This is a genomic window from Coprothermobacter proteolyticus DSM 5265, assembly GCF_000020945.1.
GTDB lineage: Bacteria > Coprothermobacterota > Coprothermobacteria > Coprothermobacterales > Coprothermobacteraceae > Coprothermobacter > Coprothermobacter proteolyticus.
The window spans coordinates 580,898-604,438 of the sequence record NC_011295.1 but is presented as its reverse complement, the minus strand read 5'-3'; the positions used below and the strand labels follow the sequence as shown (position 1 = coordinate 604,438).

The following is a 23,541-nucleotide window of genomic DNA, read 5'->3' as shown; positions in this document are numbered from 1 at the left end:
CAACTATCACCACCTACCTGTCAAGTTTTACACCCAGAGCTCTTTCCACAAACCTTCTCGCTGAGCTCACATCTACGCCCTGTTTCGGGTCAAGCACAACGGGCACAAACTTCGTTCCGTATTTTTCCTCCAAATCGCTTATCAGCTCCGTACTACAAGAGATGCCATCTGTAACCAATACCACTGTGTCAGTGGCACTAGCCAAAATATGGTCAATTTCCTCAGCTTCCACCACACGTATACCTGAAAAGCTAAGGAAGTCATATAATCCGCTTTTCCCACAGGCAACTATTTCAGCCATCCGACAACCCCCAACAAACTACCCCGTTCTGAGTAAAGCATAGCTGATTCCTGCAATAGTCTGAAACCGTAGTTCCACATAACGTAAAACCCCCGCCAAGAAAGACCCTGAAAAATAGTTGTATTCCAGGAACTTAAGCCATTCTAAACGCCAGTCACTTCCTTGCTCACCACGTTTTAAGGATTCCACAGAGCTCATAAAAGCTTCATAAAGAAACTCTCCAAAGGGTAACGTTTTGAGTTTTTCGGTTTCAAAAGCTTCACCGAAAAAGCGCGCCCTGTAGAATTCTTCCATTTCCGCATATCCACTCTCTCCGAGTAAACCAAGCAGCTCATCGAGCTCTTCTAAGAAATCCTTCCACAATGCATTCGCTGCCTCGTCGGGAGGTTTTTCTGTAATCTGTTGTCGCATATCAGGGTTTAATGCAACCTGATTGAGTAAGTAAGGGTTTACTCTTAGCTTATCTATTGTCTCCAAGGGTAAAACTCTATCTTGCCTAGCTGCCACCAAGGCTGCGATGTCAGACACTTCTCTCACTTTAGCAGCCCCTTAAACTCTTCGTAGATTTCATGTGAAAATCTTTCCAATATGGCATTAGCCACCACGTCAGGCGATAAATCGAAAACAGTATCACCCTTACGAGCTTTTACTTTTTTGCTGTCATCAACCGTGAACTTTATTCCCTTCTTTGAAAATGCCCTCTGCAGCTCACCATATTCCCTACCAACTGTCCACTCATCAGCCTCTGGGACTTGTTTCTTTAGCCAATCAACATAGCTTGGAGCATAAACACCAGAAGCGATTTCGTCTTCAATTCTACCTTTCAAGCCCTGTATGGCTTGAACGATGACCTGCTCAACGAGCATACGCTTTTCATATTCAATCTGCCGCTTCCATCGCTCAGTTTCTGTCTCAATGAGTTTTTTCTTTTGCTGAGCAGTGGCTAACTTTAGCTCTTCCACGCGTTTCTCATGTTCTTGCTTTAGTTTTGCTATCTCTTCTTCCGCAGAGGATAGGATCTCTTCAGCTTTCCGCTGGGCTTCCGCAAAAACCACACTGCGGAGCTTGTCAATGTCCACTAAAGCGTCACTCCTCCAAGCAAAATAATCGTAGCTAACAAGGATAGAATAGCGTAAGTTTCCACCAATGCGGGTATGATCACGGCTCTACCGAAGGATTCCGGTTGTTTTGCCACCATTTGCGCAGCACCAGCTGACGCCACTCCTTGCCAGTAAGCACTTATAAGCTCTCCAAACATAACAGGAAGTAAAGCGCCTATAAGTTGCAATGCCTGAGCAATAGAAATTGATGTAGCAGCATTAATTCTTCCTAGCGCCAGAAACATAGCTATAAAACCGTAAAAACCCTGGGTACCTGGCAAAGCCTGAAGCACAAGCATCTGTCCGAAAAGATTTGGCTTCTCTGATAGCACTGCACTGGTTGCTTTCCCCGCTAAACCAACACCCCATGCGGAACCCACTGCACTTAGCCCTGCCGTTAAACCCGCGCCAATCAGAGCTACGGATGTCCCATCAATCGTCATTCATAATCAACCTCCTCAAATCTGTAGTACCTTCCGACTCTTTTGAGCGGTTTAAAAAGTTCACCGTTTCCTTCGTAGAACCGCCCATACATTTCTAAGAATACCAACCTAATACTGTGCACAAACGCACCTAATGCTGAAATAGCAAAGTTAAACACTTGAAAAACCACAAACATGAGAACCCCAAAAACGATTCCCATTAAGCCACTTTTCATCACACCAAATGACAATGAATTAAATACCTGCCCCATGAGTGCCCCCGTCAAGTTAAGTGCCATCAAACGTGAATAGGAAAGCACATCACCCAAAAAGGAAGCAACACCATAGGGACTTATGATGCCATAAAGTCCAATGAGCCCCATACCCAGTCTGGAAATCCAGTTCTTTGACTCACGCCCCTGAAACAAGATAAGGTTAATTGCAAAGAATAGCGCAAGGTACGTTGACATGGAGCCTCCACCCAATAGTAGCCAAATCAAAGAACTCAAGAAACCCCACCAACAGAAAACATCCGACCAAAACCCCAGATAGTCCTTGTTCCTTAGCATCCACCACCCCTTTATGCCCATGGCATAGAACTGCGCCATAACACCAATAACCAAGGAAATTACAAGCATGGTGTTCACATCACTACCGTTCACGGGGTAGAAAAGCCCCAATGCTTTCCCATTGATCATAAGTGGTTGCGTAGAAAACCAACTCCACGTAATTATGCCGACTATCATGGTTCCAACGCCCACGTTCAAACAAAGCCTTAGAATCTTTTCCATGCTCTTAATCTTCTTGAGTCCGTATAAACTCACAAGTGTTATTACGAGACCAAATCCGGCATCACCCAGCATGAAAGCAAAAAACAGGTTCCACCAAAGAGCTACAGCAGGTGTTGGATCGTAAGTGTCATAACGGGGTGGCCCATACATCAGAGTAATAGACTCATAAGGCTCAAAAAAGCTTGAGTTCTCCAATTTTGTAGGATACATTTCATCTTCCTCTGGCGGCAGTTGTAAAACATCGCCACCCAACGCTCTAACCTCTTTCAAAGCATCGTTTAAATGCTCCTTTGGCAGGTAACCTACCACTACCCCCAAAAACTGCGTATCAACAGAGCCATTTACCAATCTGGCATATTCCAACGAAACCGAGTAGTAATCAAAAGCCTTTCTTATCTGCGTACCGTTTTCCTCAAGAAGAGTATCTAACTGACTTTCCACGTCAGCTAAGTGTTTTGTGAGTTGTTCTTTCTTTATCTTGAGCTCATTTAGCTCACGCCCAATATCTGTTAGCAGCCTGTCATCCAAAGCATACTCTCTAATGACTTCTGCTGTTTCATCATCGTCTTTGTAATAAGCCACAACGATGGCGTTGTCTCCCTCAGCGAAAGCTACAGGAAGATCAGAAAGAATCTTCAATACGGCTTTGCTTTTTTTAACTAAGACAACCTTAATCCAGTGCCAGTTATGGGAGTCTTCCCATGGGGCACTAACCCACTGGAAAGGCTCCAAACCCAAAATCTGTTTGTTTAGGTTGTTAAGTTCATTCGTTAGTAGCTGATGCTCGTCTATGAGCCTTTCAATTTCAGAGAGCACTGGCCCAATCTCAATATAACCAGTGGATATAGTTTCTTTTTCACTTAACACAGACGTAGCATAAATGTCAGGCTTTCTCTTACTCCCAAGGGAAACTACTCGCTCAAGGCGATCCTTCAGGGTGGCAAAGTCCCCCAACGTGTTGTGGTTAAGCTCCAGCGGATGAAAATCGGATAACTTAAAAATGTATTTTCTCAAAGCCCCCACGTTGTGCTTTGGAACGTAGAAGCATACTTTCTCCAGCTCTGCGATTGGCAAGCTCTTTCACTCCCCCAGGAATGACTCCAGAAGTTCCTTCGCAAGGTGACCGGCACGCTGGTCTAATTCTGTACCAAGTTTACTTAGTTGCTTGCTGTAGGACTCCAGTTCCTCTTGTCTCCTCTGTTCCCATTCTTGAGAAAGTCTTTCGAGCTCCCTTTCTAACTCCTGACGGCAGTTCTCTTCCAATTCATGAAATTCCTCTGCAAAACGCTCTCTAGCAACCTCCACCCTCTGTCGCGCCTGGACAGAAGAAGTGGACACTATGTCTGACGCTTCTTGTTCCAAAGACTTAAGTGCCTCGAAGAACTCTTCCACGTTGCCACCGCCTTTTAATTTCGCAAATCGCGTTTAGTTTTCCAGCTACACACACCTTAATATTATAAGAGAAAACTTCTGTTTAAGGCCACATTTGAGCTCATTTAAGAACTTGTATGAACTCCAGTTCCGGATCAGCGGTACCCTGTACTTCCGCTCCTTCTTCCTTCCTTTTCATAACGTAGTCAAAGCTCTCTTCCGTGATTCTTTCCCCGGGAGCAATAACGGGAATTCCAGGAGGATAAAGCACCACCGACTCAGCACTAATAGCACCAACAGCTTCTCTAAACGGAACGACTTTCTTTTCAGCGAAGAATGCTTCTCGAGGTGTAAGCACGACTTCGGGCAGCACAGGAAATGTGTGAACAGCAGCAGTCTCCAAAGGTGGAAGCTTGCCGAAGAAGCGTTCAGAGAGGTTCGACATGGCTTTTATGAGTTTGTCAGCATTGTCGTAATCATCACCAATGGTAACAAAAGCAAGTATGTTGTTCGGATCTGATAGCTCCACTTCCACACCCAGCTCGTCATTAAGCAGTTGCTCCACTTTGTAACCCGTGAGGCCCAAACCAAGCACAGTTATGGTTATTTTCGTCAGGTCAACATCGAAAATACCGTACTTTCCTACCCTTTCTCTGCCGAAGCATTGCAGTCCGGGAATCTCGTTTATGGCTTCCCGCAAGTACTGAGCCACATTAAGCGCTGAGCTAAGTAGTTCAGCTCCCTCCGTTGCCATCTGCATCCTTGCTACGTCTAAACTGGCCATGAGAACGTAGTTTGGAGAACTGCTCTGAAGTGTCCTAAGTGCAGCCTTCAACAGCTCAACATCCACAAGATCTCCATTCATATGCATCCAAGAGCTCTGTGTCATGGAGGAGAGTGTTTTGTGAGTGGATTGCACCACTAGATCCGCACCCGCATCCACAGCCGAAAGTGGAAGAGCTTGATGGAAGTGGAAGTGAGCACCATGAGCCTCATCTACTACAATGGGCAGACCATGTTCATGAACAATATCCACTAGTTCCCTTATGTTACCTGAAACTCCGTAGTAATTTGGATTAGTTAAGAACACGGCATCTACGTCATGCTTGTCTAAATACTCTCTTAGAACTTCCGGTGAAACGCTTGTTGTTATTCCCAGCTCCGGGTCCACGTTTACAGGGAGATAAACGGGTATGGAACCATTCAGTATGAGCCCACCAACCACTGACCTGTGGCTGTTACGTGCAATAAGAATTTTCTTTCCTGGACCACCAACAGCCATGAGAGCAGCTTGGTTTCCCACTGTGCTACCGTTTACTAAAAAGAACGATTCTTTTGCACCGTAGGCATCTGCCAATAAGTCCATAGCTTCTCTGAGAATGCCAGTGGGCTTATGCAAGTAGTCAACCCCCTGCACTTCAGTGAGGTCAAGTAAAAACACATTCTCACCTAAAAAAGCTTTGAAGTCGGGATGTACACCCCTGCCTCGTTTGTGACCCGGCATGTGAAAACTGGCACGGTGCTTTGCAATATAAGCCAGCAAACCGCTGTAATAAGGAGTTCTGTATTGATCATTCATCTCCTGTGAATTTCCTCCCTTTAATGGTCGGGGCGGGCGGATTCGAACCGCCGACTCCCTGGTCCCGAACCAGGTGCGCTACCAAGCTGCGCTACGCCCCGCCGCAATATCCTGACCAATTATAGCATGCACAACGTTTCGTGGTCACTGGGACCATAAGAAACCCACTGTATTTTTGCACCCGCAGCGCCTTCAACGGCCTCCATAAAGGCTAACAAATTTGCATTAAGTTTACCCTCGTTCAACACGCTTCCCCATCCATTACACCATTCCACAATAGGCTTTACCAGCTCCAGAGCCCCTTGGCTAAAATCAAACCAGTCGCTGTATCTTTGACCATCTACTTCATAGGACGTTATCAATCCCACTTTATCCAAACCTGACAGCACGTCTACCTTAGTCAAGAAAACCTTGTTGCATCCCGAAACTCGTACAGCATACCGCAGTGCAACTAAATCCAGCCAACCTACTCTACGTGGCCTTCCTGTGGTCGTTCCAAACTCTGCTCCTTGTTCTCTGATATGATCTGCGGTCTCTCCAAAAACTTCCGAAGGGAAGGCACCATTACCGACACGCGTTGTATAAGCCTTACTAACGCCTATTATGTCACCAAGCTCTTTTGCGTTAAAACCCGAACCAGCGTGAACACCGTTCGTGAAAGTGTAGCTGGACGTGACAAACGGATAGGTCCCAAAATCCAAATCCAGCAGAACGCCCTGAGCAGCTTCAAACAGTATTCGACGTCCTTCCAAATACGCTTCATGGAGTACCTTATAATCATCACCCACATACGGGGCAAGCACTTCCTTCCAATGTTTCACATCGGGTTGAATCCACTCCACATTCAAGCTTTCTACCAACCTTCGAATCTCACTTAGCTTTTCTTCTAGACCGTCTTGAAAAAGGTCTCCCACTCGCACTCCGAATCTAAAAGCCTTAAAGCCGTATGCCGGACCAATACCGCGACCAGTAGTCCCAACTTTGTCACCCTTAAGACTTTCCAACTTCTGGTCCAGCAGTTTGTATGAAGGAAGTATGAGATGCGCTCTCTTCGAGATAACGATCTTTTCATCGCCACTCAACTGGCGCAGCTCTTCTTCTAACGAAGATGGATTAAGTACTACCCCACTTCCAATAACTCCCAAGCATCCCCTTAGTACTCCGCTGGGGATCACATGAAATTTATAGGTACTCCCTTGGTGAACAACGGTATGTCCAGCGTTATCACCACCGTTGAACCGAGCTACTACATCGTAGTTCTTGGAGATGTAATCCACAGCTTTTCCTTTTCCTTCATCTCCCCACTGAAGTCCACAAACTAAGTCCGCACTCACATGCATCTCTCCTTTATCGTATCAGCAACTACTAGGCCTGCCATGGCAGCTTGGAATAATCCTCTGGTTATTCCCGCGCCGTCACCTGCCATGAAAAGGTTAGAAATCTCTGATTCTAGCACGTTGGAAATCTCAGGCCTCATGGAGTAAAACTTTACTTCCACACCATATAACAGCGTATCTCGGCTACCAACACCTGGAGCAAACTGGTCGAGAACCTGTAAGAACTCGATGATGCTTTCTAAGTGTCTTCTGGGAAGTACAGCGTTTAGATCACCAGGAATAGAATCCTCCAGTGACGGTTTAACAATACTACGTTTAATACGTTCAGGTGTGGAGCGATGACCATTTACTAGGTCGCCAAAACGCTGCACGATGATGCCGTCACTTAGTAAGTTAGCCAGCTTCGCCACGTGTTTTCCGTAAGCAACTGGATCTTTGAAAGGCTCTGTGAAATAGGTGCTGACCAATACAGCGAAATTCGTATTTGGTAGGAACTTCTCTTTATAGGAATGCCCATTAACAGTAATGACGTCATCCAGATGTTCCTTAACCACTTCACCACCCGGATTCATGCAAAACGTCCTTACTTTATCTTCAAAAGCCTTGGAGTAGTATTCCAGTTTCACCTCATAAAGTACGTCTGTCATGGGCAAAAGCACCTCGGCAGGAACCTCCACCCGTACTCCCAAGTCCACTGGGTTAGTGCCGAAATGCAGGCCCAATCCATTCACCCAGCGTGTCAAATCATCAGCTCCGCTCCTTCCAACAGCTACCACCACGTAATCAGCTTTAAGAAAGTCGCCGCTACTGGTTCTCACACCGACAACCTTTTTGTCTTCGGTGAGTATGTCTTCCACTTCAGTGTCAAAGATAATATTCACGCCCCGGTTCCGCAGAGTGTCATACATGTTTGCAAGTACTTCTTTAGTCTTATCGGTACCCAAATGAATAATTGGGAAAGTGATAAGCTTCATTCCCAGAAGGCGAGCTCTTTTACGCCAATCATCTACCTCAGGCCTCTCAGCCACATTATCAAGATCTTTTGGAGCACCGTGGTCGTAAAAGTACTTAAGTACTTCTGGAACAAAGCTTCCAAAACGTCGTTCTCCCAAAATTTCATTAAGGAAACCGCCAATTTCGCCTGTAATATTCAGCTTCCCATCACTGTAAGCACCTGCACCGCCCCAACCACTTATCATGGAACATGGCTCACAGCTTACGCACTTGCCGTTAAGAAGTAGTGGGCAGTGACGTTTATCAATGGGTTTACCCTTTTCAATAATAGTTATGTCTTCACCGCTAAGTACTTCCGAAAGGCGAAGTCCACAAAAAATACCAGCAGGGCCAGCCCCAATGATTACTACCTTGCTCATTTCACACTCTTTCGCTTTCTGCTTTTATCCCTTGCAATAAGGACTTCAAAGAATCTCGCATAATCTTCTTTGCCATGGGTCCTAAGAAATCTCTCAAGGCTGGCATAGCGAGCTCAAAATCCACATCCAGATGCACTTTAGTCGTACCATCCGTTTGAGGTTCTACAATCCATTTCCCTTCAAACTTTTTCATGGCTCCTTCCACTAATTTGTATTCCACTCTTCTCTCTTCGTCGAAAAACGTGTCACGTTCAGTCCATTGCAGCGTAAATGACTGCACTTTTGATACCCATTTAGTCACCGTATAACCTGGTCCATTTTCCAAAACTGTTACTTCTTTTAGAGAAGGTATGAATTCAGGATAGCGTCCCATATCCTTCACAATCTGGTAAACCTTGTCAGCAGGAGCATTTATGATTATCTCTTCCTCCACTAACATGTCTATTTACACCTCCAAATCCTTGGCCAGTTTGTCGAGTTTGGCCAAAGCTTTCTGAAAAGCATTCACAAGCCACTGAATTTCTTCGTCACCAATGATAAGAGGTGGCTCTATGCGAATAACCCTTGGATTATTCAAGGTGTAAGCTACCAAAGTCTTTTCTTCCAGCATAAAACCCATCATGGGCAGTCCGTAACCTTCCTCCATCATTTCCACACCGATGAGTAGTCCACGTCCACGTACTTCCTTTATAAGATGCGGGTATTTCTCAGCTTCGCTCCGTAGAGCGGAAAGCAACTTATCTCCCGTGCTATGCGCGTTATTCCAAATTTGTTTACCAACTATTTCATCCACGGCTGCTATGCCCGCACTGGTAGCAAGAGGATTTCCCCCAAAAGTGCTCTCATGAATGAGCGGATTGTCAATAAAGCCCTGCCATGCTGTCTCCGTAGCGCCTACTGCACCAATGGGCACAACTCCACCACCCAATGCCTTACCTAAGCAGACAATATCAGCCTTTACATCTTCCCATTCTTCAGCCAACAACTTACCTGTTCTACCCATGCCTGTTTGAATCTCATCTAAGATAAGGAAGCAGCCTGCCTCGTCACAGAGTTGCCTTACCTTCTTAAGGTAACCAGGTGGAGGCACATTCACCCCACCTTCACCCTGTATCGGTTCAACGATAACAGCAGCCACTGTATCGTCCAAAGCATTTGCTAAAGCCTCTGCATCGCCAAAAGGAACGATTTTTACTCCGGGAAGCAAAGGTTTAAAAGGTTCTTTGTAAACATCTCTTCCAGAAACAGAAAGGGCACCGAACGTTACACCGTGGTAAGCATTAGTCATCCCAATAAAGTTTGTTTTACCCGTCGTCAACCTAGCCAGTTTCAAGGCTGTCTCGACAGCCTCAGAACCCGAATTAAGAAACATAAAGTACTGGTAGCCTGTTGCCTCAGAAAGCTTTTCCCCAAGCTCAGCTTCGCAGCTGTTAATGAATATTTTCGAAGCCAGTGGCATTTTATCTAGTGTTTCTTTGACTTTTTCGATGACTTTGGGGGGTCTATGCCCTAAACCAAAAACACCGTATCCACCTACCGCATCTAAGTACTTATTTCCGTCAGCATCCCAAACATAGGCACCCTCAGCTTTGTCATCCACAGCAGCTAAACCACCCAGCTGCAATAAGTCAGCTAACCCAGGATTTATGTGATCGTGATATTTCTGGAGAATTTCGTCCGGATTCAAGGTGAAGCCACCTCCAAAAAACAAATGGTCGGGGCGGGCGGACTCGAACCGCCGACCACTCGCACCCCAAACGAGTGCGCTACCACTGCGCTACGCCCCGCAGCTGTTATTATAGCACAGGCGAAGCCTTCGCCACGGCTTCGCTTAGTAAACCCAAGAAGAGTGGATGAGGTACCATGGGTCTGGATTTAAACTCGGGGTGGTACTGTACCCCCACATAAAACGGATGATCTTTCAGCTCCAGAACTTCTACCAAATCTTTCGGTTCATACAGACCTGAAACCTGGAAACCGTTATTTTCAAATGCTTCTCTAAATTCATTGTTGAATTCGAACCGATGCCTGTGTCTTTCAAATACCACCGGTTTGTTGTAAAGGGCGTGAACTCGTGTCCCTTCAACCAATGTACATGGGTAAGCTCCGAGCCTCATACTTCCTCCCAAATCTCTTACTTGCATCTGTTCAGGAAGCAAACTGATTACAGGATATGTAGTATTTGGATCAAATTCAGTGCTGTTAGCATCCTTTAGCCCCAAAACGTTGCGAGCAAACTCAATTGACATGACCTGCATTCCCAAGCACAGACCCAAAGTGGGCATCTTGTTCTCCCTAGCGTACCGCAGCACCTTAACCATGCCTTCAATGCCCCTAGCCCCAAACCCTCCAGGAACTACAAGAGCATCCATGTTGCTGAGTTTTTCGCTTAATTGCTCATCATCACATTTCTCCAGTTCGTCTGAAGACATCAGAGATACGTGAGCCGCTACTCCCAGTTTCATAGCAGCATGCCTTATTGCCTCTATAACCGATAAGTAAGCATCAGGAAGTACCACATACTTCCCTACAAGTGCCACTTTTAGTGTCCTTTCAGATTGCCTAGACAACATTTCCTTCCACTTTTTCAAATCCGCCTCTGTTGTAGTACCGAACAGCCTTTCTTCTAACACACTAATTAGTTTTTCTTGCTCAAGGAGTAAAGGTACGTCGTACACTGATTCCACATCATAGCTGTTTATCACGCCTTCAAGGGGTACGTCGCAAAACAGCGAGGTTTTCTCCAGGACATGCTTCTCTAACGGGGTATGAGACCTTAGAACAATGGCATCAGGCTGAAGACCAATTGATCTTAGCTCTTTCACGCTATGCTGTGTAGGTTTTGTTTTAGCTTCATGCGTGGTCTCCAGAATGGGAACATATGTTACATGGACAACCACGCTTCCATTTGGCCCAAGCTCTCTCCTTAACTGACGCACTGCTTCCAAGAAAGGTAAGCTTTCAATGTCGCCCACCGTTCCTCCAATCTCCACCACAGCTAAATCAGCACCCTGAGCACCATAAAGGATACTCTCTTTTATGGCATCAGTGACATGCGGGATAACCTGCACCGTAGAACCAAGGTAATCGCCTTTCCGCTCCTTGGTAATTACCTGCGAGTAAATTTTGCCCGATGTAATGTTGTTCTTGCCAGACAGATTCTCGTCCAGAAATCGTTCATAGTGTCCCAGATCCAAATCGGTCTCCGCTCCGTCCTCAGTCACGAAAACTTCACCGTGCTGATAAGGGCTCATGGTCCCAGCATCCACATTCAAGTAAGGATCCATTTTTATGGCCGTGACTTTGTAGCCGCGCGCCTTAAACAACATGCCCATGGACGCAGCAGCTATACCCTTTCCCACAGAACTCAAAACTCCACCTGTAACAAAAACAAACTTCGTGTTTGTCATCACTTTACATCCTCTCCAACTTCTCAATACCCAACAAGGTAAACAATTCCTCCATGACCTCCGTGAATCGTTCCACCAGCTTCCAACGTGCATTCTCATATTCCGAGCCTATTACTCTATCAAACTGGTAAAACTTATGAAAAGCATCTGACAATTCCCAAGCATAGCTTTCTATGACAAATGGATCAAGTTTTCTCACTGCTAAAACCATGCGTTCTTGAAAAGCATTTAGAAGCCTAAGCAGTGTTCTTTCGTGAGGGTCAAAACCAACCGAGCTACCGAATTGCCGTTCCTCAGTTCGCGTCAATATGTTTTTAGCACGAACATAAGCGTATTGAATGTAGTACACTGGATTATCCATGGCTTTCTGTTTGGCCACCTCAATATCAAAGTCAATAGTGGCATCCACTGATCTGGTAATAAACATGATTCGAGCTGCATCTTTCCCTATCTCATCTATGAGTTCATCCAGAGTAAGAAACTCGCCCTTACGCTTCGACATAGCCACAGCTACGCCTTGTCTCCAGAACCTCACCGTCTGAACCAGTACTACCGTTAAACAATCAGGAAACCCCAAAGCAGTAAGAGCAGCGTTCATGCGTGGCACGTGTCCTATGTGATCGGCTCCCCAAACGTTTATGAGTACATTGTAGCCCCGGTGGATTTTTTCCATGTGATAGGCAATGTCCACCAAGTAGTAGGTGTACTCCCCATTACTCTTCACAAGCACTCTGTCTTTGTCATCACCAAAGATGGTGGACTTGAACCACAAGGCTCCATCTTGTTCGTAAGCGTAGCCTTTGTCCTGCAGCAACTGAATGACCCTTTCTGGCCATCCTTCCTGTCTTATGAGCCTTTCACTGGTCCACACCTTCATGGTTACACCCAACTTTTCCAAGGTTTCCTTGTGCCACTTACGCATCATGTCCACAGCATCATTCCACAGCACATTCCACTGTTCGTCCTCACTCAATGCATCCCAGTTGTAACGGTCCAAAATGCTTTTTGCAATATCCACAACGTAGTCACCATGGTATGCATCTTCTGGCAGTTCCACATCTTCGCCCTTTAGCTCTCTTATCCTGATTTCCACACTTTTGCAGAACTTTCTTATTTGCTCACCAGCGTCGTTTACGTAGAATTCAGAGTCAGCAAAGTCATATACTCGGTCAAGCAAATTTGCAAGTACTGAACCGACTACTGCTCCTCTGCCATGTCCAATGTGAATAGGACCAGTGGGGTTTGCGGAAACATACTCCACCAGCACTTTACCCGAATACTGTGGATAGGAAATGAATCCCTGCGAAAGGCGATCCAACCACCAATCATCGTCCATGGTCACGTTTACATAGCCTTTAACTGCTTCAGCCCGAAATGGACCCTGGAGGTTTTCCGCAATAGTCTGTGCAATTTTCTCAGGAGCAGTTCTTAGCTTCTTTGCCAGCACGAAACCTATGGGCACAGCATAATCACCCATGGTAATGTCAGGCGTAAATTGTATATCCAGTGCAGGCATGTCTTCCGTAGACAAACCAAAGACTTTTTGAGTACTCTCAGTAATAGCCGTTCTGATAACATCTGTCACGTAAGCATCACACTCCTACCACAACAAATCAATTATATACAAAAAGGCAAACGCAAAAGAAAAACACATACTCATGAACATACTCATGAATCGAGCTTTGAAAAATGAGGAAAACCTGCACATCCTTAAAAGCTTTTTTGTTAAAAAGAAGAAAATGGAGCCGGCGCCCAGACTTGAACTGGGAACCTGCTGATTACGAATCAGCTGCTCTGCCGTTGAGCTACGCCGGCCTATCCACCCTGTGCAACTGGGGAACAAAAACAATGGAGCGGGAGACGGGATTCGAACCCGCGACCCTCTGCATGGCAAGCAGATGCTCTACCACTGAGCTACTCCCGCACTTTCTTGGTGGGCGGTAGAGGATTCGAACCTCTGACCTCTTGTGTGTGAAACAAGCGCTCTACCACTGAGCTAACCGCCCGTTAGCCTCTACTATTTTAGCCCAGCGGTATGAGCCTTGTCAAGATCGTGATGATAAAACACCACGATCATTCACATGACCTACTTATGAATTATACAACATGGCTGATCTATGAGTGCTTACGGCACCAAAGTACAACGCCATCCTATACTAGAATACTCCACAGTACGTAGCCTTGGTGAAGAAGTGGGAATTTCAAGAGTTTGCATAGAAAACAAAAAAATGGCGGAGAGGGAGGGATTCGAACCCTCGGTACGACTCACATCGTACCCCCGCTTAGCAGGCGGGTGCCTTCGGCCACTCGGCCACCTCTCCGCTTTTCCTAACTAAGTATATCATGCCTTACGAAAATCTGAAGACAAATCCAGCTCCACTCGAGCCAGCACCAGCCATACTTTAAACGGCGAGCACTTATACAAAACTCGACTCGTAGCCCCCGTAGTCATAACATCATCCACCACTATGTCAGCGCATGTTCCTGTAGGTACAAATGCGTCATGCAAGTTTACCATACGCGCTGACCGCGACAGCGTCTTTTGAGGCATGGTTGCCCGTGTTTTTACGTAAGCAGGTACTACAGCGCAGTTCCCAGTCTTCTGAAGGCCTGCCAAAAAAGAAAACAAGTGATTGCCAAAATAGGGATAGCTTTCTCCGTAACGGGGAACGTAGGAGACTACCTTGCCGCAGAGTAGATGATTGTAGGTAATCCCCATGAGTTCGCCGAGCCTAAAACCCAAAGCATGATCACCCTGAAACTTCCACTGCTTCACCAAAGATTTTACTTGGCCGTAATAAGAGTACGCATAATGAACGGTGTATTTACCAAAAGTGACCTCCCGTGGATCTGGGTCAGGGATCACCCAGGGCTTACTGACTTCATCGACATAGTCAGCATACCATGAAAACACAGGAAACATCTTTTAACTATACAGCTTCAATATGACCATAGTCAAGTGGTAGAATGACTTTATGGACTATGAACAGATAAGAAAACCAGCTTGGATAAAAACTAATCTAAAGGACAGTGAAACCGCAAAAGGTGTGCGCCAGGCTCTTGAAGGATTGAGCCTAAATACTATCTGTGTGGAAGGCCGCTGCCCCAATATTGGCACTTGTTTCAACCATGGAACGGCTACCTTCCTAATCATGGGAAGTATTTGCACAAGACACTGTCTGTACTGCAATGTACAGTCAGGTAAGCCAATGCCAGTAGACGAAACTGAACCGCAGCGTGTCGCAGAAGCAGTGAAAAGACTCAGGTTAAAATACGTTGTGTTGACCAGTGTAACCAGAGACGATCTAGAGGACGGTGGGAGCGCCTTTTTCCGCCAAGTGGTTGAAGAGGTTAAAAAGGTTAACCCAAATACGAAAGTAGAGGCGCTGGTGCCTGACTTCAAGAAAAATGAAGAGCATTGGAAGGCGTTCATAACACCTCAGTTAGATGTCTTTGCTCATAACGTTGAAGTGGTAAGACCTTTGTTCCCAAAACTCAGACCCGCTGGAGATCTTGATGTTTCACTGAGCATGCTCAAATACTTCAAAAGTAAAGGCTTTCTAACAAAAACAGGTTTCATGGTTGGTGTGGGCGAATCCATGGAAGACATAGTGAATATGCTGGAAGAACTACTTAACACTGGTGTAGACATTGTCACTATTGGTCAATACTTGCAGCCATCAAAGAAGCATTGGCCCGTACACAAGTACTATACCCCAGAAGAGTTTAAACAGCTTTCAGAAATAGGTCAATCCCTTGGTATACCAGCCGTAGTGTCTGGCCCCATGGTAAGATCGTCTTACCTTGCTGATCAGTATTTCTCACAGCTAAGTGAACCCCACAACCACTGAAACGTAGTCACACGGGGGTAGTTAGTCCCTTTTACTTCAAATGGTGTTTCCATCGGTAGCTGAAGCTGAGAAGCAATTTCCAACCCCTTTTCCAGATGCTCTCTTTTCCAAATGCCCAAGGTTATCCTGCCACTAAAGGGCTCCCATTCCGGATTCAACTCTCCAGAGAACATCAATAGAACATTGTTAAAACCGAGAGCCATTTCTGAACATGGAGAAGTGCTATCTAGAACCCAGCGGATAGGCTTTACAAGGTCACGAGCCAAGGAAGTTAGCGGTTCAACCTCTTCTCCCTGCCCCAGCAGCACTATGCCACCCACAGCATCAGCATTCTTTCTAATAAAGTTCATTGCACGCCGCAAACTTAATACTTCGTGCCCAAAGGTTAGCTGTCTGCACCATGGAAAATCATTGTTAAGCACGATCCCTGTGCAGCCGAAGGCAGGCCATAAAGCCGTGGAATAATCAATGAAGTTCACTATCACAGTATCGAATCACTTCCCTTACTTTGCATTTTAACCCCTTGCCTTTCTTCATGACCATATATATATGTAACTACGCAAGCCAATGAAATAACACTCCGTACCAAAACAAAAAGGCACGTCCCCATTTTTCAGCGTTCAGGAACGTGCCTCTTAAAACTCCTTATCAGTTAGGCATAGTGGCAGGCGACCATATGCCCGGGCTCGACCTCGCGTAGCTCGGGCTTATCGGTTCTGCACTTTTCCGTTGCATAGGGACAACGGGTGTGGAACACGCACCCTGGTGGTGGATCAATTGGAGAAGGAATTTCTCCCTGCAATAGGATACGCTCTCGTTTGTAATCAGGATCGGGAACAGGAACCGCAGATAGCAAAGCCTGAGTGTATGGATGACGCGAATGCTGGAAAACGTCTGCATTACTACCGTATTCCATCACTTTACCCAAGTAAAGAACAAGCACTGAGTCGCACATGTGCTTAATTACAGATAAGTCGTGAGCAATAAACAAGAAGGAAAGCCCTAGTTCTTTCTGCAAATCGATCAACAAGTTTGTAATCTGTGCTTGAATGGAAACGTCCAGTGCACTTATGGGTTCGTCGGCGACAATGAATCTGGGGTTCAGTGCCAGTGCGCGAGCAATACCGATGCGCTGACGCTGTCCACCACTAAACTCGTGAGGATATCTTCTGGCATGTTCAGGCCTCAGTGTAACAAGCTCAAGGAGTTCGTAGACCCTCTTCTCTCTCTCTTGAGTTGTCATATTCGTGTGTACGATGAGAGGTTCTGCTATGATTTCTCCAATAGTCATCCTCGGGTTCAAAGAAGAATAAGGGTCCTGGAAAATAATCTGCATGTCTTTCTTCATGGGCCTAAACGACTTGTAATCCAAAGCCGTTATGTCAACGCCATCAAAAATAACCTTCCCTCGGGTCTGAGGTATAAGCCTTAACACGAGGCGCCCAATGGTTGTTTTTCCACTTCCTGTTTCTCCTACCAAACCCAGTGTTTCGTGTGCCCTAATATTAAAACTCACTCCGTCCACAGCCTTAACGTATCCCTGGACAGTACCAAACAGTCCTCTCCTTATGGGGAACCACTTAACCAGATCATGAACTTCAAGCAGGATGTCATTATTACTCATGGTTTGTCTCCTCCTTCGTGTGGAGCCAGCAGCAAACGATGTGCCCTGGGCTCACTTCCACTTCAGGTGGTTCCTCAACTCTGCATCTATCAAACGCATAGGGACATCTGGGATGGAACTTACATCCAGGCGGTGGGTTATAAGGTGAAGGAAGGTTACCCGTAATACCTGGCAGATGTTCCTTTAGTCCACCCTTATCCAAACGAGGAACCGAGGCCAACAATCCTTCGGTGTAAGGATGTTTCGGATTGTGGAAAATATCTCTAACTGCTGCCTTTTCCACTATGCGGCCCAAGTACATCACAGCAATTCTATCAGCATTCTGAGCTACCACGCCCAGGTTGTGGGTAATTAAAATAATGCTCATGCCAAACTGTTCCTGCAGTCTATTCATTAGGTCCAAAATCTGAGCTTGGATGGTAACGTCTAGTGCTGTTGTCGGCTCGTCTGCAATGAGTATTTCAGGATTAGTGGAAAGAGCCATGGCTATCATAACCCTCTGCCTCATACCACCCGACATTTGGTGTGGATAGTCATCCACCCTCTTTTCAGGAGCTGGTATACCAACCACTTTGAGCATTTCAATGGCGCGTTCTCGAGCCTCTTTCTTGCTTATATCTGGATTGTGTACCATAATAGCTTCCATGATCTGATCTCCCACTGTGTAAACTGGATTCAACGCGGTCATTGGTTCCTGGAAGATCATTGAAATCTTGTTACCACGTATATGCCGCATGTGTTCTTCAGATTGTTCGAGAATGTTTATCTCTTGTCCAGTCTCCTTATCCTTGAACCAGATTTCGCCACCTTCTACACGAGCTTGTGGCTTGGGAAGCAGACGCATCACAGTCAGTGCTGTAACAGATTTCCCACAACCGGACTCCCCCACGACCCCCAAAGTCTCGTTATCAGGCACTTCGTAAGAAACCCCTTGTAGAGCACGTACGATGCCGTCCTCAGTGTAAAACGTAACCTGAAGATTCTTTATCTCTAAAATATTACCCTTTTCCATCAATGTCACCTCACAGCTTCATTCTGGGGTCCACTGCGTCCCTTAACCCATCGCCTGCAAAGTTAAAGGAAAGCACAGTGAAGAACAGCAATGCACCCGGGATAAATATCATGTTCCAGTAGCGCACAATTTGCTGTGGACTGTTTATGAAGTTAACCGCAACGTTTAGTATTTGTCCCCATGACGTGGCAGGTGGTTGAATACCAAAGCCCAAGAAGGACAAACTAGCTTCTGACAAAATGTTACCAGCAACTGCAAGTGATGCAGCAACAACCACGGGAGCAATGACATTAGGGAATAAGTGTTTACTCAAGACCCTGCTTGTGGGAACGCCAATAGCCTGTGCTGCTTCAATGAACTGCTGCTCCTTGAGTGAAAGAACTTGGCCACGAACTAATCTGGAGAGGCCCATCCAGCCAAACAGAGCGAGCACAAGTACCATCGGTAGAATGGAACCAAATACACCTAATCCCATTCCTTCTGTTAAACTCTTTGTCCAACGCCTAAGAAGCGGTGATAACGCTAGCAGCAGTGGCATGGTCGGTATGGAGAGCATGATATCCACAAATCTCATGAGCAGCGAATCAACGATGCCCCCAACATATCCAGCAACCAAACCAACTAAGCTACCAAGTATGACCGCTATCAATGCCGATGCAATACCAATAGCAAACGAAACCTTACCACCGAACATGATCCTGGCCAAAAGATCTCTTCCTTGGTCATCCGTGCCAAGAGGATGCCCAGGTGCTCCCACAGGCAATCCAGGTGGGCTCAGATATCTTGTCAGATCCATATAGGACGCGAAAGGTTGATTTCCGTTACTGTCAGTGTAGCTAGCTACCATGCTAATTATCTGCATGCCTGCAGAAGCCAAGTCACTCCTACTCCAAGAGAGCTCACTCAAAGCTTGATAGTCCCCCGCTGCAGCCTTTGCTTTAAGGTCATTTGCTCTTGCCAGTGTCTGTTCAAAATCCGTTAGCATGGTGCCAAGGTACTCTTTGAGCCCTGGATCTTGCTTAATTGCTTGATTTATCTTATACATGTAGAAGTTAGCCACATCTTCTTCAAAAATGTTTTCAGATGGATCCAGTGTATAGAATACCGGTCCAATAAAGGAAAAGATGAACACGAAGACCAGTATCCACAACCCCACAATGGCAAGTTTGTGGCGCCTGAATCTACGCCACACCGCACCCCAGAAAGAATAACTCTCTTGTGCTACCTCGTAATCATTGTTCGTCGCGCTGTTATTTGTATTGTTATTGACTTTCTTTTCTTGATCCTTATCGGCCATCGTTACTCCCTCCTCATCCTAAGCGGACTCGGGGATCAACCACCGAGTACAGTATGTCCGCCAGAAGGTTGCCTACTATGACAAGCGAAATAGTTAACACGAGGTTAGCCATTAATGTCATTTGGTCGTTGGCACCCAAGGCGTCTATGTACAGTTTTCCTAGACCATTAATACTGAATATGGTTTCAGTGATTGGTGCAGATCCAAGAATACCAGGCAATGATAGTGCAAGAAGTGTAACAATGGGTATTAAGGCATTTCTGAGTGCGTGCTTCCTCACTACAACTGACTCAGGCAAACCTTTTGCCCTAGCAGTTCTAATGTAATCCATGTTAAGAACCTCAAGCATGGAAGAGCGAGCGTAACGTACGAATCCTCCCATTCCCAAGATAACAAGCAACATTAGAGGAAGCATGAGGTGCCTACCATACTCAATGGTTTTCTCGAATAAGGTTGCTGCCTCTGGGTGAAAGCCTGGCGTCATCAAACCAACATTAAAGAGCGGCCAAGTTATTACAAAGAAGAACAAGGCAACCACACCAAAGAAAAATGATGGCATGGACATACCAAAGAATACTAACGCTGTTGCCACATAGTCTGCTGTCGAGTACAAGTGCAAAGCAGAGTAGATGCCAAGCAGTAGTCCAAACAATGTAGCAAGCACCGTTTGTCCAATGCCCAGTGCTAAGGAGACGGGAATTCGCTCAGTGACTACACTGAACACCGACCTTTTTGCCATGATAGAGTAACCCCATTCACCCGTGAAGAAGTTGTACAACCAAAGGACATAACGTGTTAAGGGATCTTTATCATAGCCATAGATCTTTCTCAGTCTTTCCACTTGTGAAGCCAATCTAGGATCCTGACGCATGCCTTCAAATGGGTCGCCAACCAATGAGAACAGTATGAAAGCAATCATTGTGGCGATGATGAACGTCGGGATCAACTGCAAGATTCTCCTGATCAGGTAATTCATCTAACTTACACTCCCTTCCCTTGGGACTATTTTCTATAAATTATACAGCAACAACCTTAAAACAGCGAAGGGGACCTCTCTCTCTTTGAGAGGCCCCCTTCTTCAAAACAGTTTAACTATTGACTTAGGGTAATTTAATGTCCAGAATTAATATTCTTCAGGTGGCATTCCAGGCTGTGCCTTTTCTTGTTCCGGTTTCTCCACGACCAGCGCTTCTGTGGTCAATACCATGGCAGCAATGGATGCTGCATTCTGCAAAGCCGAACGAGTGACCTTTGTGGGGTCAATGATTCCCGCTTCAAACATGTCAACGTATTCGCCCTTTACGGCGTCGAATCCAACGGGGTATTCTCTCTTCTTTAATTCCTCGACTACCACTTCTCCGGCAAAGCCAGCATTCTCAGCTATGACCCGAGCAGGTTCCATAAGAGCCTTTTTCACAATGGTAGCGCCGATGAGTTCGTCATTTTCTAGTGGAAGCTTGTCAAGTACAGTGGAAGCCTTCACGAGGGTTACACCACCACCAGCCACGATACCTTCTTCCATGGCAGCTTTGGTAGCTGAAACAGCATCTTCCACTCTGTGTTTCTTTTCCTTCATCTCTGTTTCAGTAGCAGCTCCAACCTTTATCACCGCAACGCCACCAGCCAACTTAGCTAAGCGTTCCTGCAGTTTTTCTTTCTCATATTCGGATTCAGTGGTCTCCAGCTGCTTCCTGATTTGAGCAATACGCTTTTCAATTTCTTCACTGCTGCCTTTTCCGCCCACAATGGTAGTGCTCTCTTTATCTACTTTTACGCTGCGGGCATGTCCGAACATGTCAGGCGTCACACTCTCGAAGCTGACACCCAGTTCCTCGCTTATGACCTGCCCTCCAGTTACGATGGCAATATCTTGAAGCATTTCTTTACGCCTGTCACCAAACCCGGGTGCCTTTACAGCTACGCAGTTAAAGGTTCCCCTGAGTTTATTAACAACTAAGGTGGCTAGAGCTTCTCCTTCAACATCGTCAGCAATGAGTAGGAAGGACCTTCCATACTGCACAATCTTCTCCAACAGCGGCAGGAACTCCTGTACATTGCTAATCTTCTTATCGGTAATTACAATCAGAGGATCCTCCAAAACAGTTTCCATGCGCTCAGGGTCAGTTACAAAATAGGGAGACACATAACCGCGGTCAAACTGCATACCTTCAACAAATTCAAGCTCCATCCCCAAGGATTTGCCTTCTTCGACTGTGACAACACCATCTTTGCCGACCTTTTCCATGGCTTCAGCGATGATGCTGCCAATTTGTTGGTCCTTGGCAGAAATGGTGGCAACTTCAGTAATGTCACGCTTTCCACTTACCGGTCTGGATAGCTTCTTAATTTCCTCAGTTACTGCCTCTACAGCTTTCTCAATTCCCCTTCTCAGAGCAATGGGGTTAGCACCAGCTGTAACGTTCTTCATGCCTTCCCTGACCATGGCTTCCGCCAAAACAGTAGCGGTAGTTGTTCCGTCACCTGCTACGTCATTGGTCTTTGAAGCAACCTCCTTAGCCAACTGAGCACCCAAATTCTCATATGGATCTTCCAAATCTATTTCTTTTGCAATGGTCACACCATCATTGGTAATAAGCGGTGAACCAAACTTCCTTTCCAATACCACATATCTGCCCTTTGGGCCTAAGGTAGCCTTTACAGCCTTGGAAAGTTTCAATACTCCAGTAAGTAACTTACTCCTTGCCTCTTCATCGAATGCAATCAACTTCGCTGCCATGATTCAATCACCCCTCCTTAGTTTTCGTGGCCGACTACGGCTAAAATATCTCTCTCAGAGACAATGAGATATTCTTCACCATCAACCTTTACTTCGGTACCAGCGTACTTGGAGAACACAACAATGTCACCAACCTGAACCTCTAAGGGTACCCTAGTTCCATTGTCCAGAGTTCTTCCAGTGCCCACTGCCAAGACTTTTCCTTTTTGTGGTTTCTCCTTCGCAGTGTCAGGAATCACAATACCGGACTTTGTTTTTTCCTCTTCCTCCATTGGTTTCAGAAGCACTCTGTCGCCCAAAGGTTTAATCTCCATAAGGACACCTCCTAGCAATTTAGTTAAGAACTTGCTAACTGATAATATACCATTAGGTAAGGGGAGTTATTCAACACCATCCTTGTTCCATGTTTGGATCAGGTGTCACACAAGAACCTGGCACAATGCCTTCTTGTAGAAGCAGTGCCGCATACACAGCCACCATATCGGCATTGTCTGTACTCAGCTGCGCGCTGGGGAATATAACACGTTCGCCAAAATGTTCGTGCATCCTTTGACGAAGAAACTTGGAGGCAGACACTCCTCCACCCACCACAAGTGGATAAGGATACTTCTTGAGTACCTTTTCTATGCGATCTAACAAGTGGTTGACCACTGCTTCCATGAGAGAGGCAGCCAATACTTCATTAGAAATCTTCCCCTTGTATTTCAGAGCAGCTGTCTTAAGTCCGGAAAACGAGAAATTAAAAGAATCCTCATTTTTAAGTGGTAGCGGCATGGTGACTCGCTCTTTTATCGTTAGAGCCAGGTTATCAATTTCTGCACCTGCAGGATACTTCATGCCTAGTGCCCTGCCAACTTTGTCCAAACACTCTCCAGCAGCATCGTCATAAGTCCAGCCCAGCACCTTTGGATCAGACCATTTCTCAATTAGATAAAAGGAAGTATGGCCTCCAGAAACCACCAATCCCAAAACGGGTAGCTCAATTCTTCGCTCCAGTGCCGCTGCCGCAACATGAGCTACTACGTGGTTTATACCCATGACGGGTACTTGCCATCCTCTGGATAATCCTAGTGCCACACTAACACCCGTGAGCAAAGCAGGCAACAATCCAGGTCCAGCAGTAACGGCAATTAAATCTGGTTTAGCAACGTCCTTTAACAAAACCGGGAGTACCTCCAGATGACGCCGAGCCGCAGCCTCTGGGAGAACACCGCCAAAAGCCTCATGTAAGTCAATCTGCGAAAACACCTTACTTTGCACAACCTTATCTCCATTGAGACAAGCCACGGCAGTCTCATCACAGCTGGTTTCTATGGCTAAGATTCTATATCCCATC

General features: G+C 46.0%; 23 protein-coding genes and 6 tRNA genes. 1 reads left to right on the top strand and 28 read right to left on the bottom strand.

Annotated features, from left to right (window positions below; translation table 11 throughout):
• Window positions 1-13: 13 nt before the first annotated feature.
• From COPRO5265_RS03075 to COPRO5265_RS02980, 20 genes are all read right to left on the bottom strand, one after another.
• Window positions 14-301 (bottom strand): hypothetical protein, encoded by a 288-nt coding sequence (locus COPRO5265_RS03075; RefSeq protein ID WP_012544096.1) that lies wholly within the window; start codon window positions 299-301, stop codon window positions 14-16.
• Between the two features lie 18 nt (window positions 302-319).
• Window positions 320-838 (bottom strand): hypothetical protein, encoded by a 519-nt coding sequence (locus COPRO5265_RS03070; protein ID WP_012544675.1) that lies wholly within the window; start codon window positions 836-838, stop codon window positions 320-322.
• Entirely contained in the window at window positions 835-1,380 is a 546-nt protein-coding gene (locus tag COPRO5265_RS03065) for a hypothetical protein (protein WP_012544026.1), read from the bottom strand. The genes COPRO5265_RS03070 and COPRO5265_RS03065 overlap by 4 nt, the downstream gene beginning before the upstream one ends.
• Window positions 1,380-1,844: a V-type ATP synthase subunit K gene (locus COPRO5265_RS03060; RefSeq protein WP_012544230.1), complete on the bottom strand. Its 465-nt coding sequence runs from the start codon at window positions 1,842-1,844 to the stop codon at window positions 1,380-1,382. Before COPRO5265_RS03060 ends, COPRO5265_RS03065 begins: the two co-directional genes overlap by 1 nt.
• Window positions 1,841-3,688 carry a V-type ATP synthase subunit I gene (locus tag COPRO5265_RS03055; RefSeq protein ID WP_143708094.1) on the bottom strand — a complete coding sequence of 616 codons (1,848 nt, stop codon included), beginning with the start codon at window positions 3,686-3,688 and terminating at the stop codon, window positions 1,841-1,843. The genes COPRO5265_RS03060 and COPRO5265_RS03055 overlap by 4 nt, the downstream gene beginning before the upstream one ends.
• A gap of 6 nt (window positions 3,689-3,694) precedes the next feature.
• A complete protein-coding gene (locus COPRO5265_RS03050) occupies window positions 3,695-4,006 on the bottom strand; it encodes a hypothetical protein (protein WP_012543689.1) in 312 nt (103 codons plus the stop codon).
• A 100-nt stretch (window positions 4,007-4,106) separates the two neighbouring features.
• Window positions 4,107-5,564 carry an aminotransferase class I/II-fold pyridoxal phosphate-dependent enzyme gene (locus tag COPRO5265_RS03045; protein ID WP_012543982.1) on the bottom strand — a complete coding sequence of 486 codons (1,458 nt, stop codon included), beginning with the start codon at window positions 5,562-5,564 and terminating at the stop codon, window positions 4,107-4,109.
• Between the two features lie 24 nt (window positions 5,565-5,588).
• Window positions 5,589-5,665 (bottom strand) — tRNA-Pro (locus COPRO5265_RS03040).
• An 18-nt stretch (window positions 5,666-5,683) separates the two neighbouring features.
• Window positions 5,684-6,904, bottom strand: a complete 1,221-nt coding sequence (locus COPRO5265_RS03035; protein ID WP_012544600.1) for an adenylosuccinate synthase — start codon at window positions 6,902-6,904, stop codon at window positions 5,684-5,686.
• Window positions 6,895-8,274, bottom strand: a complete 1,380-nt coding sequence (locus COPRO5265_RS03030) for an NAD(P)/FAD-dependent oxidoreductase (protein WP_012543959.1) — start codon at window positions 8,272-8,274, stop codon at window positions 6,895-6,897. Before COPRO5265_RS03030 ends, COPRO5265_RS03035 begins: the two co-directional genes overlap by 10 nt.
• Window position 8,275: 1 nt before the next feature.
• Entirely contained in the window at window positions 8,276-8,713 is a 438-nt protein-coding gene (locus tag COPRO5265_RS03025) for a type II toxin-antitoxin system RatA family toxin (protein ID WP_012543998.1), read from the bottom strand.
• Window positions 8,714-8,719: 6 nt separating this feature from the next.
• Window positions 8,720-9,961 carry an aspartate aminotransferase family protein gene (locus tag COPRO5265_RS03020; RefSeq protein ID WP_012544885.1) on the bottom strand — a complete coding sequence of 414 codons (1,242 nt, stop codon included), beginning with the start codon at window positions 9,959-9,961 and terminating at the stop codon, window positions 8,720-8,722.
• A gap of 25 nt (window positions 9,962-9,986) precedes the next feature.
• A tRNA-Pro gene (locus COPRO5265_RS03015) sits at window positions 9,987-10,061 on the bottom strand.
• 9 nt (window positions 10,062-10,070) lie between these two features.
• Window positions 10,071-11,684, bottom strand: a complete 1,614-nt coding sequence (locus tag COPRO5265_RS03010) for a CTP synthase (protein ID WP_012544547.1) — start codon at window positions 11,682-11,684, stop codon at window positions 10,071-10,073.
• Window positions 11,685-11,688: 4 nt separating this feature from the next.
• The gene (argS, locus tag COPRO5265_RS03005; RefSeq protein WP_012543983.1) at window positions 11,689-13,269 is read right to left on the bottom strand and encodes an arginine--tRNA ligase; all 1,581 of its coding nucleotides are present in this window, start codon (window positions 13,267-13,269) and stop codon (window positions 11,689-11,691) included.
• A gap of 155 nt (window positions 13,270-13,424) precedes the next feature.
• Window positions 13,425-13,499 (bottom strand) — tRNA-Thr (locus COPRO5265_RS03000).
• 34 nt (window positions 13,500-13,533) lie between these two features.
• Window positions 13,534-13,608: transfer RNA gene (locus COPRO5265_RS02995), tRNA-Gly, on the bottom strand.
• 7 nt (window positions 13,609-13,615) lie between these two features.
• A tRNA-Val gene (locus COPRO5265_RS02990) sits at window positions 13,616-13,690 on the bottom strand.
• 223 nt (window positions 13,691-13,913) lie between these two features.
• Window positions 13,914-14,005: transfer RNA gene (locus COPRO5265_RS02985), tRNA-Ser, on the bottom strand.
• A gap of 20 nt (window positions 14,006-14,025) precedes the next feature.
• Complete coding sequence (locus COPRO5265_RS02980; protein ID WP_012544588.1) at window positions 14,026-14,607, bottom strand: ComF family protein; 582 nt, start codon at window positions 14,605-14,607, stop codon at window positions 14,026-14,028.
• A 52-nt stretch (window positions 14,608-14,659) separates the two neighbouring features.
• Here COPRO5265_RS02980 and lipA point away from each other — a divergent pair, with 52 nt between their 5' ends.
• A complete protein-coding gene (lipA, locus tag COPRO5265_RS02975) occupies window positions 14,660-15,535 on the top strand; it encodes a lipoyl synthase (protein WP_012544345.1) in 876 nt (291 codons plus the stop codon).
• On the opposite strand, the gene COPRO5265_RS02970 is transcribed toward lipA, so the two are convergent.
• The 8 genes from COPRO5265_RS02970 to tsaD all read right to left on the bottom strand — a co-directional run bounded on the left by COPRO5265_RS02970 (window position 15,496) and on the right by tsaD (window position 23,540).
• On the bottom strand, window positions 15,496-16,020 hold the full coding sequence (locus COPRO5265_RS02970; protein WP_143708093.1) for a hypothetical protein: 525 nt from the start codon (window positions 16,018-16,020) through the stop codon (window positions 15,496-15,498). The genes lipA and COPRO5265_RS02970 overlap by 40 nt on opposite strands.
• Before the next feature lie 167 nt (window positions 16,021-16,187).
• On the bottom strand, window positions 16,188-17,159 hold the full coding sequence (locus tag COPRO5265_RS02965) for an ABC transporter ATP-binding protein (protein WP_012543938.1): 972 nt from the start codon (window positions 17,157-17,159) through the stop codon (window positions 16,188-16,190).
• Entirely contained in the window at window positions 17,152-18,171 is a 1,020-nt protein-coding gene (locus COPRO5265_RS02960; protein ID WP_012544624.1) for an ABC transporter ATP-binding protein, read from the bottom strand. Before COPRO5265_RS02960 ends, COPRO5265_RS02965 begins: the two co-directional genes overlap by 8 nt.
• Window positions 18,172-18,181: 10 nt before the next feature.
• Window positions 18,182-19,468 carry an ABC transporter permease gene (locus COPRO5265_RS02955; protein ID WP_012544136.1) on the bottom strand — a complete coding sequence of 429 codons (1,287 nt, stop codon included), beginning with the start codon at window positions 19,466-19,468 and terminating at the stop codon, window positions 18,182-18,184.
• A gap of 13 nt (window positions 19,469-19,481) precedes the next feature.
• Window positions 19,482-20,444, bottom strand: coding sequence for an ABC transporter permease (locus COPRO5265_RS02950; RefSeq protein ID WP_012544811.1), 963 nt, complete (start codon window positions 20,442-20,444; stop codon window positions 19,482-19,484).
• A 147-nt stretch (window positions 20,445-20,591) separates the two neighbouring features.
• Entirely contained in the window at window positions 20,592-22,205 is a 1,614-nt protein-coding gene (gene groL, locus COPRO5265_RS02945) for a chaperonin GroEL (protein WP_012544191.1), read from the bottom strand.
• 17 nt (window positions 22,206-22,222) lie between these two features.
• Window positions 22,223-22,519, bottom strand: a complete 297-nt coding sequence (gene groES, locus COPRO5265_RS02940; protein ID WP_012543612.1) for a co-chaperone GroES — start codon at window positions 22,517-22,519, stop codon at window positions 22,223-22,225.
• Window positions 22,520-22,589: 70 nt separating this feature from the next.
• Complete coding sequence (gene tsaD, locus COPRO5265_RS02935; RefSeq protein ID WP_012544378.1) at window positions 22,590-23,540, bottom strand: tRNA (adenosine(37)-N6)-threonylcarbamoyltransferase complex transferase subunit TsaD; 951 nt, start codon at window positions 23,538-23,540, stop codon at window positions 22,590-22,592.
• Between the last annotated feature and the right edge of the window lies 1 nt (window position 23,541).